Source organism: Brevundimonas sp. AAP58 (assembly GCF_001295975.1).
Taxonomy (GTDB): domain Bacteria; phylum Pseudomonadota; class Alphaproteobacteria; order Caulobacterales; family Caulobacteraceae; genus Brevundimonas.
The window spans coordinates 1-13,992 of record NZ_LJHU01000015.1; the positions used below are offsets into that span (position 1 = coordinate 1).

General features: G+C 68.7%; 11 protein-coding genes. 4 read left to right on the forward strand and 7 right to left on the reverse strand.

Annotated features, from left to right (window positions below; all coding sequences use genetic code 11):
* A partial coding sequence (locus IP78_RS02185) for a peroxidase family protein (protein WP_304438532.1) occupies positions 1–1,068 on the reverse strand: 1,068 nt, incomplete at its 3' end.
* A 223-nt stretch (positions 1,069–1,291) separates the two neighbouring features.
* On the opposite strand from IP78_RS02185, the gene IP78_RS02190 reads away from it, so the two are divergent.
* Positions 1,292–2,359, forward strand: coding sequence for a hypothetical protein (locus IP78_RS02190; protein WP_054110076.1), 1,068 nt, complete (start codon positions 1,292–1,294; stop codon positions 2,357–2,359).
* The gene (locus IP78_RS02195; RefSeq protein ID WP_054110077.1) at positions 2,359–3,756 is read left to right on the forward strand and encodes a cytochrome P450; all 1,398 of its coding nucleotides are present in this window, start codon (positions 2,359–2,361) and stop codon (positions 3,754–3,756) included. The genes IP78_RS02190 and IP78_RS02195 overlap by 1 nt, the downstream gene beginning before the upstream one ends.
* Here IP78_RS02195 and IP78_RS02200 read toward each other — a convergent pair.
* Positions 3,718–4,272, reverse strand: coding sequence for an SRPBCC domain-containing protein (locus IP78_RS02200; RefSeq protein WP_054110078.1), 555 nt, complete (start codon positions 4,270–4,272; stop codon positions 3,718–3,720). The two genes, IP78_RS02195 and IP78_RS02200, sit on opposite strands and share 39 nt — an antisense overlap.
* A gap of 102 nt (positions 4,273–4,374) precedes the next feature.
* On the opposite strand from IP78_RS02200, the gene IP78_RS02205 reads away from it, so the two are divergent.
* A complete protein-coding gene (locus IP78_RS02205; RefSeq protein WP_054110079.1) occupies positions 4,375–4,893 on the forward strand; it encodes a hypothetical protein in 519 nt (172 codons plus the stop codon).
* 4 nt (positions 4,894–4,897) lie between these two features.
* On the opposite strand, the gene IP78_RS02210 is transcribed toward IP78_RS02205, so the two are convergent.
* A complete protein-coding gene (locus IP78_RS02210; protein WP_054110080.1) occupies positions 4,898–5,749 on the reverse strand; it encodes a glutamate racemase in 852 nt (283 codons plus the stop codon).
* A 178-nt stretch (positions 5,750–5,927) separates the two neighbouring features.
* Between IP78_RS02210 and IP78_RS02215 the strand changes: the two genes are divergently transcribed.
* On the forward strand, positions 5,928–8,099 hold the full coding sequence (locus IP78_RS02215) for a M3 family metallopeptidase (RefSeq protein ID WP_054110081.1): 2,172 nt from the start codon (positions 5,928–5,930) through the stop codon (positions 8,097–8,099).
* Positions 8,100–8,172: 73 nt separating this feature from the next.
* Here the strand turns inward: IP78_RS02215 and IP78_RS02220 are convergent, their stop codons facing one another.
* The 4 genes from IP78_RS02220 to ppc all read right to left on the reverse strand — a co-directional run bounded on the left by IP78_RS02220 (position 8,173) and on the right by ppc (position 13,851).
* On the reverse strand, positions 8,173–10,122 hold the full coding sequence (locus IP78_RS02220; RefSeq protein WP_054110082.1) for an ATP-binding protein: 1,950 nt from the start codon (positions 10,120–10,122) through the stop codon (positions 8,173–8,175).
* A gap of 66 nt (positions 10,123–10,188) precedes the next feature.
* The gene (locus IP78_RS02225; RefSeq protein ID WP_054110083.1) at positions 10,189–10,500 is read right to left on the reverse strand and encodes a UrcA family protein; all 312 of its coding nucleotides are present in this window, start codon (positions 10,498–10,500) and stop codon (positions 10,189–10,191) included.
* A gap of 164 nt (positions 10,501–10,664) precedes the next feature.
* On the reverse strand, positions 10,665–10,970 hold the full coding sequence (locus tag IP78_RS02230) for a UrcA family protein (RefSeq protein WP_054110084.1): 306 nt from the start codon (positions 10,968–10,970) through the stop codon (positions 10,665–10,667).
* Between the two features lie 175 nt (positions 10,971–11,145).
* Positions 11,146–13,851, reverse strand: coding sequence for a phosphoenolpyruvate carboxylase (gene ppc / locus IP78_RS02235; protein WP_054110085.1), 2,706 nt, complete (start codon positions 13,849–13,851; stop codon positions 11,146–11,148).
* Positions 13,852–13,992 lie beyond the last annotated feature (141 nt).

Genomic DNA, 13,992 nt, shown 5'->3' on the forward strand with positions numbered 1-13,992 from the left:
GGGCGGGTTGCCGCCCGGCTGCCACTGCTTGGCGCCGGCGGGGCTGCGGACCAGCTCGTACTCGTGGTCCAGCAGCATGTCGAAATAGGACATGTCCCAGGTGATCGGCGTCGGCGTCCACGCACCCTCGATGCCCGAGGTGATGGCGTCTTCGCCCACGCCGCTCTTGTGGCCCGACTGCCAGCCAAAGCCCTGCAGCGCGATGTCGGCCCCTTCCGGAGCGACGCCGACCTTGGACGCGTCACCCGCGCCGTGCGCCTTGCCGAAGGTGTGGCCGCCGGCCGTCAGGGCTGCGGTCTCCACATCGTTCATGCCCATGCGGGCGAAGGTGATGCGGATGTCGCGGGCGGACTGCAGCGCCTCCGGCACGCCGCCCGGGCCTTCCGGGTTGACGTAGATCAGGCCCATCTGGATGGCCGCCAGCGGCTCTTCCAGCGCCATGTTCTTGTCTTCCTGGATGCGGGTCTCCTCGCCCTTCACCCAGTTTTCCTCGGTGCCCCAGTAGACGTCCTTCTCGGGCTCCCAGACGTCGGCGCGGCCGCCGCCGAAGCCGAACACCGGTCCGCCCATCGATTCGATCGCGACGTTGCCGGCCAGGATGAACAGGTCGGCCCAGCTGATCTGGGCACCGTACTTCTGCTTGATCGGCCACAGCAGACGGCGCGCCTTGTCCAGGTTGCCGTTGTCCGGCCAGGAGTTCAGCGGGGCGAAGCGCTGCTGACCCGAGCTCGCGCCACCGCGCCCGTCGCCGGTGCGATAGGTGCCGGCCGCGTGCCAGGCCATGCGGATGAAGAAGGGGCCATAGTGGCCATAGTCCGCCGGCCACCAGGGCTGGCTGTCGGTCATGAGGGCGGTCAGGTCGCGCTTCAGGCCGTCATAGTCGATCGACTTGAAGGCTTCGGCATAGCTGAAGCCGTCGCCCATCGGGTCGCCGGTCTTGCCGTGCTGATGCAGGATGTCGACCGCGAGGCTGTTGGGCCACCAGTCGCGGTTCGTGCGGCCGAGCAGGGCGCGCTTGGCGGCGGCCTTCTTGCTCGGATCAGACAGGGGTGAGTTTTCGCCGTCCATCGTGGGCCTCCCGGGGGGTCAGAGTGATGCGGAACGCTAGTCCCGATGGCTACTCAAGACAAATCGATTATAGTTCCGCTTGGGATAAGTCTTATCTATGAATGTCCGCCGCGTTCCTCGATCCGCGCGTCGCATGCTAACCGCTGATCTTCCTCGCTGATGCAGCAGCAGAGAGTGGGGGCGGCCGTTGAAGGGGGCAGACGGGGTGACGCGGCGACAGGTCATGTTCATTCACGGGTATGACCCGCGCGGCCCTGCGCCCTATCACGCCCTGATGTCCGAACAGGCTGTTCCAGGCGCCTTCACGGTCACGCCCCGTTCGGGATCCCGCTGGACCCTGTCCGTCGACTGGCCAGAGGGCAGGGCTGAGTCGGCGTTCGAGGTCCTTCGGTGGGACGACGTCGTTCGGAACTTCTGGCTTCGTGGCGCATCCGCCCGCTCGCTGTCGTGGCGCTACCTGCCGGCCTATCTGCGCTCTGGCATCCTCGCCGGGGCGGCCCGGGAGAACAGGCCTCTCTTCCTCGCACTGCTGATGCCTGCCCTGGTGGGAATAGTCTTTGTGGCCTCGCTGCTGGTTGCGACGGCGGCGGCCGTCGTCTTGGCGGCGTCGCTGATCGGTGCCGTGGGGGGGGATTCGCGCCTCGGGCTTTCGGCCATCGCCCTGATGCTGGCGGGTCCTGGATTATGGCAGGCGGTGCGAGCGAGGATCGACCTCGACTGGCTCAGCCAGTGCTTCGACGTGCTGGTTCGATTCCGGGCCATGCCGCAGGCCCGCGAGGCGAAACTGGACGCCATGGCCGAGCGGATCGTCCAGGTCGGCCGGGACGCCCCGTCCGACCCCCTGATCGTGGTCGGCCACAGCATCGGCACGGTCATGGCGGTCGCCGCCCTGTCCCGGGCTCTGACACGGGATCCCCTTCTGGGCCGCCGGGTCTCGCTGGTGACGCTGGGTCAGTGTCTGGCCGTGTACACCCGTCTCGGCGGCGACCCGGGCTGGGCGCGGGACCTGGATATACTGGTCAGATCGGATGTCGCCTGGACCGATGTGACCTCGCCGGCGGACGCGGCTTCGTCGGGGCGTTGGCACCCCCTCCGGTTCAGCCCGCATGAGGCCGCGGCGGGCCGTGTCAAGGTGACCTCGCCCCGCTTTCACCAGGCGCTGAGCCCCGATCGTCTCGCGCGGCTGAGACGGGATCCGTACGCCTATCATTTCCAGTATCTGCGGCTGTCCGACAGCCCCGAGATCTATGACATCCGGCGTCTGATCGTCGGTCCGCCGGTGCCGGTCTGATGGCGCTGTTCACGCCGCCCAAGCCCGATCCGCTGCCCGAGCGTCCTGGTCTGATCAGGCGCGCGCGCCTGATCGCCCATTCCAGCCTCGCCATCCTCCAGGGGGGCAGCTACGGCACGCCCAAGGTCGGCCGGATGGGACTGCCGAAGCTGCCCGGACACCGAAAGCGCTGGGTCTATCAGGTCCGTGATCCGGCCCGCGTTCGCGAGATGCTGGTGACCCGGGTCGACGCCTTTCCAAAGGCCGGGCTGATGGGCTGGATGCTGCGCCCCCTGACCGGCGAGAGCATCTTCACGACCAATGGCGAGGTCTGGCGCCGCCAGAGGCGACTGGTCGACCCGGCGCTGGAGCAGGCGCGCGTGCGCGACAGCTTCTCGCGCATGCGCGATGCGGCCGAAAGCGCCCTGACCCGGCTCAGGGCAGCGGCGTCGGCCCATGGGGCGGTGGCCGTGGACGACGAGATGACGCTGTTCGCCGCGGACGTCATCTTCCGCACCATCTTCTCCGAGCCGATCGATCCGGCCGAGGCGAAGGAGGCGGTGGACGCCTTCGAGCGCTTCCAGGCCCTCGCCTATGCCCATGGCATGTTCGGGCTCGCCGGGGTGCCGGAATGGCTGATGCCGGGGACCTGGTCCCGAATCCGCGCGGGCAAGCGCCTTCGGCGGGTGCTGAAGCGACCGCTGGACCGCCGTCTGGCGCGGATCGCCGCGGGCGAGAGCCCGCCCGCCGACATTCTCACCAGCCTGATGACCTCTCGTGATCCGGACACCGGCAGCGTCTTCGCGCCGGAGGAGTTGCTGGACCAGGTCGCCATGCTCTTCCTCGCGGGTCATGAAACCTCGGCCAGCGCCCTGGCCTGGGCGCTCTATCTTCTGTCCGAAGCGCCGGATGTGCAGGCCCGGGCGCGCGAGGAGGTGATCGCGACGGTCGGAACTGGCCCGATCGCTTTCGAGCACATGAAGCGCCTGGATCGGGTCCGGAACGTCTTTCGCGAAGCGCTCAGGCTCTATCCTCCGGTGACCACGGTGGTCAGGGAATGCGTGCGCCCGGAGCCCATGGGGCGCAATGAAGCCCAGCCCGGCGATCCTCTGTTCATCACGCCCTGGGTCCTGCATCGCCTGTCGGATGTCTGGAGCCATCCCGATGCCTTCGATCCGGATCGTTTCGAGACGGCGGAGGGGCGAGAGGCGGTGCGTCAGGCCTATCTGCCGTTCAGCGTCGGTCCCCGGGTCTGTCCGGGCGCCGCCTTCGCCTTGCAGGAGGCGACCCTGATGCTGGCGCTGATCCTGCGGGACTTCGAACTGACCCGGGCCGAAGAGGCGAGGCCGCCCGAGCCGGTCGCCAAACTCACCCTCAGGTCAGCGACCGGCGTCACCGTCCGCCTGAAGCGGTTGTGACGCCTGGGACAGGTGGTCGGCCAGCCGTCCGAACTGCTGCTCCATGACGGCATGGACTGGTTCGGCCATCGCCCCTGATCCGGAACCGTCGACGACGAAGGTCCAGCGCAGGCGTCGCATCGGCTGGCCCTCGACCGGCGCCCAGCTCAGGGTCAGCACGGCTTGCGCGCCGATCCCCCGAAGCGGGCCGAACGGCGCGTCGAACTGCGCCATGCTCCGGGCTGGCCAGACCAGCACGGCCTCCGCATGCTTGACGCCGCCGCCCGGCAGGGCCTCGCACCAGCAGCCGCCGGGCCGCAGATCGAGGCTGATGTTGGCTGCGTCGCCGGAATAGGTATGGGCGCTGCTCCACCACCGTTCCGGATGGGCGACGGCTTCGAGGATCGCCTCGGGCGAGGCGGCGACCGTTCGTTCGAAGGCCAGGGTGAAGGCGGTCTCGCTGCGCGACACGATTTCGGCGTTCGCGGGGGCGGCGAGCAGGCTCAGGCCGAGGCCGATCAGGGCAAGTCGAAACATGGCGGATCCTCCGGGTGGCAGGGGGCGCTCCCAGCGTCTCTGCGTCAAGGCTGTCGAGCGATGCGACCGTTTCTGACGTGTTGGCCTGATAGGGTTGCCACCATGACCAGCGATATCGCCACGTCTGAATTCTCCGATGCCTGTTCGTCCTCCCCGTCGGAGGCCCTTTGGGACGCCGTCCGCGACGCCTATCTGGCCGGGGCCACCGTCGCCAGCCTGCGCGAGGACTTCGGCATCCCGTCCTCGACCTTCTACAAGCGGGCGGGCCGCGAGGGCTGGCTGCATCGGCCCCGGGCCATGCCAGAGGACGCCCCACTGGACCTCGACGCCCCGCTCGCCGAGCCGCAGGCCATGCTGGACCTGGCCTGGCGCCGACTGTCCCATGCGCTCGACCAGGGCCGCTCCGCCGATGCCCTGCGCTGGATGCGCATCCATGATGGGCTCAAGGCCCGCGTCGCGACCGCTCCCGCCGCCGTCTCGCAAGGCGCTCGCGAAAGGCCGTCGGCATCGATCGTGGAGAAAGTGGAGACTGTTTTTCAGGATTCCACGACCCCGGCCGCTCGTCCGCCACTGAACCGCGCCGAACGCCGACGCCTGGCCCGCCTCGGCGGCGGCCCCTGATCGTTCAGGCGGCTTCGAAGCTCAATGGCGCGCCCCAGAACTGGCTGACCAGGTCAGACTGCGGCCCCGGCTTGCCCGTCGTCAGGAAGGTGCGCCGCCCGTTGTCGCCAAGCCCGTATTCAGGATGGCGCTGGAAGTAGCGATCCAGCGCGTCGGCCACGGCACTGGGCTGATGGATCACCGGCGTCCCTTCCGGGAGCGCCGCTGCGAAGATGTCGGCTACGATCTCATAATGGGTGCAGCCCAGGATGGCCTTGTCCGGATGCCGCCCGATCCGCCGCCGCAGCGCATCGACGTGATCGCGCACCACGACCGTCAGCTCAGCCGTCGGGGCCCCCAGTTCGATCAGCCCGGCCAGGCCGGGGCAGGGCTCGGAGAAGACCGCCAGGTCCTCGCGCCGCTTGTCGATCTCGATCTCATAGACCCGGCTCATGGCGGTCGCGGCGGTGCAGAAGACGCCGGTGATCTCCAGCGCCTCGATCTTGTCGCCGCGCCGTTCGGCCTCATAGGTCCAGGGCAGGCCCGTCGCCGCCTCGATGGTCGGGACGATGATGCCCAGCACATTGACCGGGCGGCCATGGCGCGCCCGCGCCTCGGGCACCCAGGTCTGCTGCAGCCGGCGAAGCGCGATGGCCGACGCCGTATTGCAGGCCAGCACGATCACGCTGGCTCCGGCCTCGAACAGGCGTTCGCACCCCGCGCGGGTCAGGTCGACGATCTCCTCGCCGCCGCGTCCGCCATAGGGGGCATGGGCCTGGTCGGCCAGGTAGATGAAGTCCCGCCCGGGGAACCGCCGTGTCAGTTCGCGGTGGACCGTCAGCCCGCCCACGCCGCTGTCGAAAACGCCTATCGCCATGTCGCAGGCTCTACGGCCTCGCCCGGAAAAGTGTAAGCGGTTTTCCACCAAGGCGAGGCCCAACGAGGGGCCGCCGCTTGCCTTGTCGTCCAACGGGATTACAGGTCGTTCATGTGACGGTCATGCGAACCTGGCCTAGGGTGCGTTCACGTCCAAGACCCATGAACAGGATGTTCCCATGCATAGACGCCAGCTTCTTGTCGGAGGCGCGAGCCTGATGGCCCTTTCGGGCTGCGCCAGCGCCAGCGCCGGGGCCATGGGCGGTGGAGCCGCCGCCACCGCCGACGAACTCGCCATCGCCAGGGCCGTGCTGCCGACGCAGACGCCGCGCGCCGAACTGCTCCAGCCCTGGACCGGTCCCTACGGGGGCGTTCCGCCCTGGCCGTCGGTGACGGCCGACAAGCTGCGGGCCGCCATCCTCGAGGGCATCGAGTTGCAGCGCGCCGAGATCGCCGCCATCGCCAACAACCCCGAGCCGCCCACCTTCGCCAATACCATGGTCGCCATGCAGCTGGCCGGCGAGCCGCTGGATCGGGCCACCTCGATCTTTGGCGTGATGACCTCCAACATCGGCTCGGACGATTACCAGGCGGTCGCCACCGAGGTTTCGCCTGTGCTGTCGGCGGCGGGTGACGAGATCACCTTCAACGAGGCGCTCTTCCGGCGCATCCGCACGGTCGCCGACAACGCCCGCGCGGCCGGTCTGACCCCTGAGCAGACCCGCGTGGCCGAACGCAGCCGCGACGCCTTCATCAGGAACGGTGCCGCGCTCGACGCCGCTGGCAAGGCGGAACTGGGCCGGATCAACACCGCGCTCGCCAACGCCTTCACCACCTTTGGCCAACGGGTCGTCGCCGACGAGAACACCTGGACCCTGATCGCCAACGAGGCGGGCGTCGCGGGTCTGCCCGAGTCCAACAAGGCCGCCGCCGCCGGGGCCGCGCGCTCGCGCAACCTGCAGGGCTGGGCCATCGTCAACACCCGCTCCAGCGTCGATCCCTTCCTGACCTTCGCCGACGACCGGGGCCTGCGCGAACAGGTCTGGCGCAAGTTCGTGAACCGCGGCGACAACGGCGACCGCAACGACACCAACGCCATCATCGCCGAGATCGTGCGCCTGCGCGCCGAGCGGGCGCGTCTGCTGGGCTACGCCAACCATGCGGAGTGGCGCATGCAGGACACCATGGCCGGCACCCCTGCCGCCGCCATGGAACTGATGATGCGTGTCTGGGAACCGGCCAAGGCGCGGGTGACGCAAGAGGTCGCCGACATGCGCGAGATCGCCGGTCACGACATCGAGCCGTGGGACTACCTCTACTACGCCGAGAAGGTCCGCAAGGCGAAGTACGACCTCGATCAGAACGAGCTGAAGCCGTACTTCGAGCTGAACGCGGTCAAGCGCGGGGCCTTCTACATGGCCGAGCGCCTGTACGGCTTCACCTTCACCCCGGTGCCGGCCGGCAGCGTTCCGGGCTTCCATCCGGACGTCGAGGTGTTCGAGGTCAAGAACAAGTCGGATGGCAGCCACGTCGGCTTGTTCTACTCCGACGACTTCGCCCGTGCGGGCAAGCGGTCGGGGGCCTGGATGACCAGCTACCGTCTGGCCTGGGGCTATGAAGGCGGCGGCAACAAGCTGGTGTCGAACAACAACAACTTCGTGAAGGCGGATGCCGGCCAGCCGATCCTGATCTCGCTGGACGATGCCGAGACCCTGTTCCACGAGTTTGGCCACGCCCTGCACTACCTGTCCTATCAGGTCCGCTACCCGGCCCTGGGCACGACGCCGCGCGACTACGTCGAGTATCCGTCGCAGGTGCACGAGCACTGGGTGCTGAGCCGGCCGATCCTGGATGGCTTCATGAAGCACTACCAGACCGGCGAGCCCATGCCGCAGGCGCTGGTGGACAAGGTCGAGGCGGCCGCGACCTTCAACCAGGGCTATGCCACGGTCAGCTATCTGTCTTCGGCCCTGGTCGACATGGACCTGCACACCCGCGCCACGCCGCCGACCGACATCGACGCCTTCGAGCGCGAGAGCCTGGCCCGCTACGGCATGCCCAGGGAAATCGTGATGCGGCACCGCCTGCCGCAGTTCAACCACCTGTTCACGTCCGACGCCTACTCGGCCGGCTACTACAGCTATCTGTGGTCCGAGGTGATGGACGCCGACACCTGGGCCTACTTCGAGGAGTCGGGCGACGTCTTCAATCCGGACATCGCCGCCCGCTACAAGTCGATCATCCTTGCGGAAGGCAATGCGTCGGATCGCGGCGAGGCCTATCGCCGGTTCCGCGGCCGCAATCCGGACGTGGCGGCCCTGCTGCGCGTGCGCGGATTTCCGGTGAGCTGACGTTGGAGATCGAGCCGGTTGTTCGCCGGCTCCATCCCCGCTCACCTGATCGATGATGTGAAGCCGTCGCGGTTCAGGCCGCGACGGCTTTTTCTTCGGACGGACGGGCGTGTTCGGCGATGGCGGCGAACAGGGCGCGCGGATCGATGGGCTTGGCCACATGGCCCTGCATGCCCGCTGCGCGGCACTGGTCGATCTGCTCGGGCAGGACGTTGGCGGTCAGGGCGATGATCGGGGTCCGGGCCGCAGGTCCCGGCAGGCCGCGTATGGCGCGGGCCGCCGAGGGGCCGTCCATGACGGGCATCTGCATATCCATCAGGATGAGGTCATAGGCCTCGGCCTGGAGGGCCAGGACGGCTTCCTCGCCGTTCTCGACGACGTCCAGCTCGATATCGAGCGGGGCGGTCAGGGCCGTGATCAATGCCCGGTTGGCGGCGTTGTCCTCGGCCAGAAGGACGCGCAGCCGGCGGTCCGGCGTCACGGTGTCCGGGGCGCGATGGCTGTCCGCCGGGCTTTCGGCCGACCGCAGCGGCACGCGGAAGCGGAAGGTCGAGCCGGAGTGTCCGTCGCTTTCCGCGCCAATCTCGCCACCCATCATCTCCACCAGGCGTCGGGAGATAGCCAGGCCCAGCCCGGTCCCGCCGTAGCGTCGAGACACCGACCCGTCCGCCTGGGTGAAGCGATCGAACATCTGGTCGATCTGGGCCGGATCCAGGCCCACGCCGGTATCGCGGACCTCGACCTTCAGCCACGAGTGGCCCGCCTCGGGTTCGACCTGCAGGGTCAAGGCGACCTCGCCGCGCTCGGTGAACTTCACGGCGTTGGAGACAAGGTTCAGCAACACCTGACGCAGCCTGGCCGCGTCACCGGCGAGCCAGACGCCGTTGGGGGCCTCACAGGTCAGGCGCAGACCCTTGTCCTCCGCCTGGCCGCTGAGCAGGGCAGTCACGCCCTGGCCGAGGTCGGCGATCGAGAACGGCTCCTCCGTGAGGCTCAGCGCCCCGGCCTCCAGCTTGGAAAAGTCCAGAATGTCGTTGACCACGGCCAGAAGCGTTTCACCGGCCGTACGGATGAGGTCGAGGTGCTTGCGGTCCTTGTCCGACAGACCGCCGTCCTGGCCCACAAGGCGGGAAAAGCCGAGGATGCTGGTCAGGGGCGTGCGCAGTTCATGGCTCATGTTGGCCAGGAATTCGCTCTTGGCGCGCGAGGCGGCCTCGGCGTCCTGACGGGCCTGAATCAGGGCCGCTTCGGCCTCCTTGCGTGCCGTGATGTCTCGAACGACGTCGACGATCTCGGTCAGTTCGCCGGCCCCGTTCAGGACCAGGCGCGGGTTGGCCTCGAGCCAGACCAGATGGCCGTCCTTGTGGCGGCCTCGATACTCATAGCCTGTCGGGCTGATCAGCTCGCCGCGCGCGATCCGCTCCTGCAACAGCGCACGGATGCGGATCACGTCCTCCTCGACGACGATGTCGGCCGGGGCCATGCCGACGATCTCTGTCGGCGAGTAACCCAGGACAGCGCGCGATGCCGGGGAGGCGAAGGTGATGCCGCTGTCCATCCGGCTGCGGATGACCATGTCGGAGGTGTGCTCGGCCACGAAGCGGAAGGCGCGCTCGCTTTCGAACAGCTCACGGTCGTCGACATGGTCGGTGACGTCGAACGACATGCCGAAGATCCAGCGACGGCCCTCCGCGTCCGGGGGCTGGCGCTGGCCCCAGTTGACGACCTGGCGGTATTCACCAGACGGCCGGATGATGCGGTAGCGGATCTGGACCTTTTCGTCGGTCTCGAACATCCGCCGCCACGACCGCCCGACGAGGTTGGTGTCGTCCGGATGGTAAAGCCGGAAGATCTGGTCGCGCGTCGGCACCCCGCCGGCGGGGTCGAGGCCGGCGATCTCGTACATGCCCGGCGACCACCAGGTCGTCTCGGGATCGAGAATCCGCCACCAGCCCACGCCCATCCCCTGAAGGCCAGCGAGAGCGATGGCGAGCGAGTCTCGATCACTGGTCTGGATCGTCATGGGCGCCCCTCAAGCGAAGGGCGCATCCTGAACGAAAATGGCTGCTATCCGGTGAACGCGGATTCTTCAGCCGTAGACGACCGGGATCATGGCCACCTGCCGGCTGGTCCGGCCGCGCGCATACTCCTCGCGGCGAACCGAGGGGAGCAACGACTGGAGCTCGGCGCGCAGCGAGGCGGCGCACTGGGCGGCCTCACGATGCGAGCCGCCCTGGCAGGCGGTGCGAACCGCGCGGTTGACGCGTCGGTCGAATTGCTGGGCACCGGCGGCGCTGGCGAGATCGAGGTCACCATAGGCGACGCGGATGTCCTCGGCCGAGGCTGAGCTGGCGGCGATCAGGGCCACGGCGAGGGTCGTGGCGGCGGCGAAGGCTTTCATGGCGGTCTTCCTGAGGTCTGGCGTCGCTCTTGGCGGCGACGGACAGGGACTAGCCCCGCTCCGTCGCCGCACGATGAGCGCGCGAGGGCCAAACTGCGACGCTGGGTGAATTCGAAGCCAGAAAGTGAATGATCGGCAACGAACCCCAAGGCTCGCAGCGAGGCTCAGCCGTAGACCACCGGAACAGCGGCGAGGATGCGGCCGCCGCGGGCGCGGGCGTATTCGTCGCGGCGAACGCCGGGCAGAAGGCGCATGGCTTCAGCGCGGAAGCGGGCGCGGCATTGATGATCGGCCAGCGGCGCGCCGGTGCGGCAGGCGCGACGGGCGACAGCGTTGACGCGGGCGTCAAAGGCGTCAGCACCGGAAACCGAACCGAGGTCCAGGTCGCCGAACGCGATGCGATAGTCCTGAGCGGAGGCGGCGCCGGCCGACAGGGCCAGGGCGGCGAAGGCGAGGGCGAGGGTCTTCATGGCGGAAGGTCCTTGGCTGTCGTCGCGGGGAGGCGACGCGGGGCCGTATGACCGCGTTCGGTGACAGCGAAGGTCGAGTTCCGTGACCGCCCGGTGAAGCCTTCCCTAAATCTTGTTCATGGTCGTCACGGTGTGCGCAAACGGCTGTTGTGACGCATGATCCGTGCGCGGTGTCTCAACCGCTGTTCCTCAATCCCGCCGCGACGCCGTTGATGGACAGGAGGATGCCCTCCCGCACTCGAGGATCATCGTCGCCCGCGCGACGGCGCCGGATCAGCTCGATCTGCACATGGTTGAGCGGCTCGACATAGGGCATGCGCAGTCGGATCAGGCGATCGAGCTCCGGCTGGCCGCCCAGAAGCGCGGCTTGGCCGGTAATCGCCAGCACGGCGGCGTGGGTGCGGTCCCACTCGGCCTGAAGCGCGCCAAAGACACGCGCGGCCAGGGCCTGGTCCGGAACCAGAGTGGCGTAGCGGCGGGCGATGGTCATGTCGGCCTTGGCCATGATCATCTCCATGTTCTGGACCAGCGTCCGGAAGAAGGGCCAGTCCGTCGCCATAGCGCGCAACTCCTCGATATCCGCGCCCTCGCAGGCCGAGCCGAAGCCGAACCAGCCGGGCAGCATGACCCGGCTCTGGGACCAGCTGAGCACCCAGGGAATGGCGCGCAGATCCTCGATGGCGGTCGAGGCGGTGCGGGATGTCGGGCGCGAACCGATCTTGAGCTCGGCGATCTCATTGATCGGCGTGGCCGCCCGGAAGTAGTCGACGAAGCCCGGCGTCTCATAGACGAGAGCGCGATAGGCGGCCATCGAGGCGCGCGACAGGGCAGCCGCGGTCTGCCCGTGGCGGTCCGACATCCGCTCGTCCGGCGGAGGGGTCAGGGAGGCGATCAGGGTGCCGGCGGTCAAGGCGTCCAGATTGCGCCGCGCCACGTCGGGTTCGCCATACTTGTTGGCGATGACCTCGCCCTGTTCGGTGATGCGGATGCGACCGGCCACGGTTCCGGTCGGCTGTGACAGGACGCCGGCGAAGCTGGAGCCACCGCCGCGTCCCACGGCCCCGCCTCGTCCGTGAAACAGCTGCAGCCGCAGGCCCAGGGCCTCGGTCACCGACAGCAGACCGCGCGAGGCCTCGTGCAGTTCCCACGTCGAGGTCAGGTAGGACCCGTCCTTGTTGCTGTCGGAGTAGCCGATCATGACCTCCTGCACGCCGCGCGCCCGGGCGACGGCAAGGGCCGACGGCTCTTTCAGCAGACGCTCCAGGGTGGGCTTGGCGGCCCTTAGGTCGTCGATGGTTTCGAACAGGGGGGCGGCCTGGATCGGGCAGGCGGCGGGGTCTTCCGGACGATAAAGGCCGACCTCCTTCAGCAGCAGATAGACCTCCAGCAGGTCAGACGCCGCGTCGGTCTTGGACACGATGTGGGTGCGGATGGCGTCGGGTCCGAACCGGGCAAGGGCCTCGGCGGCCGCCTGAAGGATGGCGCGCTCCTTCAGCGTCTCGGACGCATAGTCAGCATAGGAACTGAAGAGCGGGCGGGGCGAGCGGAGTTCGGCGGCGAGCAGCGCCAGCCGCGCTTCCTCGTCGAGGGCGGCGTAGTCGTCGCAAACCCCGGCCACGCGCAGCAGGTCGGCGACCACCCGGGCATGCACGTCGGCGTTCTGGCGCAGGTCCAGCGTCGCCATGTGAAAGCCGAACACATCGACCGTGGCGATCAGGCGAGCGAGGCCATCGTCGGCGAACACAGCACCGTGGCTGGCGACCAGGCTTTCATGAAGCACCGTCAGCTCCGCGCGGAACTCGAACGGTCCGGCATAGGCGGGAGCCGCGAAGGGCGCCGGTCGAGGCGCGGGCTGGCCGGTCAGGACCAGATGGGTGGCCGACAGCCGAGCGTAGATCTGGCTGAGCGCACGGCGATAGGGCTCGTCGGCGCGGTGGGGCGACAGGTCTCCAGAAGCGTCCGAGAGAGCCTTCAGCGCCGGACTGATGCGGGCGAGCGAGCCGGACAGGCTGAGCTCGGCGCCGAGCGCGTTCACGGCCTCCAGATAGTGACGCATCACGGCCTTGGCGGGCGTGGCGAAGGCGGCCCGCAGGGCGTCGGCGTCGACGTTGGGGTTGCCGTCGCGGTCGCCTCCGACCCAGGCGCCGATGCGGACGAAGGGCTTCAGGTCCGGGGCGTTCAGGCGGCGGCGCCAGTCGATCAGCTGCTCTGGCGCGACCTTGAGGAAGACGCGCTCCAGGAAGGAGACGACGGTGTCGATCTCGTCCTGAACCACCAGGCCGGTGGTGCGCACCAGCCGCGTGGCCCACAGGATGACGGCCTGACGGCGCAGCCCGTCGGTCATGACCTCCGGGCGGCAGGCCAGGTCGTCGCGGTCGCAGGCGTCGAGCAGGTCGGACACGGCGGCGATGCGGTCGATGACGCTCTTCCTGCGCACTTCCGACGGGTGGGCGGTGAGGACCGGCGAAATCAGGGCGTCTGACAGCAGGGCGCGGGCGTCCTCCAACGAACGCCCTGCGGCTTGCAGACGGGCCAGCGCCCCCTCCGGCGTATCGGCCCGCGCCCCCTCGGCCGCCTGGGCCTGGGCCCGGCGCTTGCCGGCCCGGTCCTCGGCGACGTTGGCCAGAAGCGAGAAGACCGCGAAGCCGTGGGCGAGGCCCACCGCCTCGTCCAGCGACAGCTCGCTCAGCAGCCGTTCCAGCTCCGCCGAGCCCTTGGCCCCGGGGTGGCGGTGGTAGGCGACCGAGGCGACGCGCACGGCCTCGATCCTGTCGTAGAGCGCCTGTCCGCCCTCGTCGCGGATGACCTCACCCAACAAGCCGCCGAGCAGCCGCACCTCCTCTCGCAGGCGGTCGTCGGCGGCGGGGACTGTGCTCGGCATGGCGATCTCGCTCAGCGGGGAGGCTGGAACGGTGAACGTATCAACGCTTATCCGCCCGGTCCCGGATAATCCGGAGGACTGAAACCCGATGTGCGATCGGCCTCGGAGGCCCCAGAGTCGACAAGCCGGAGCTTTTCGAGC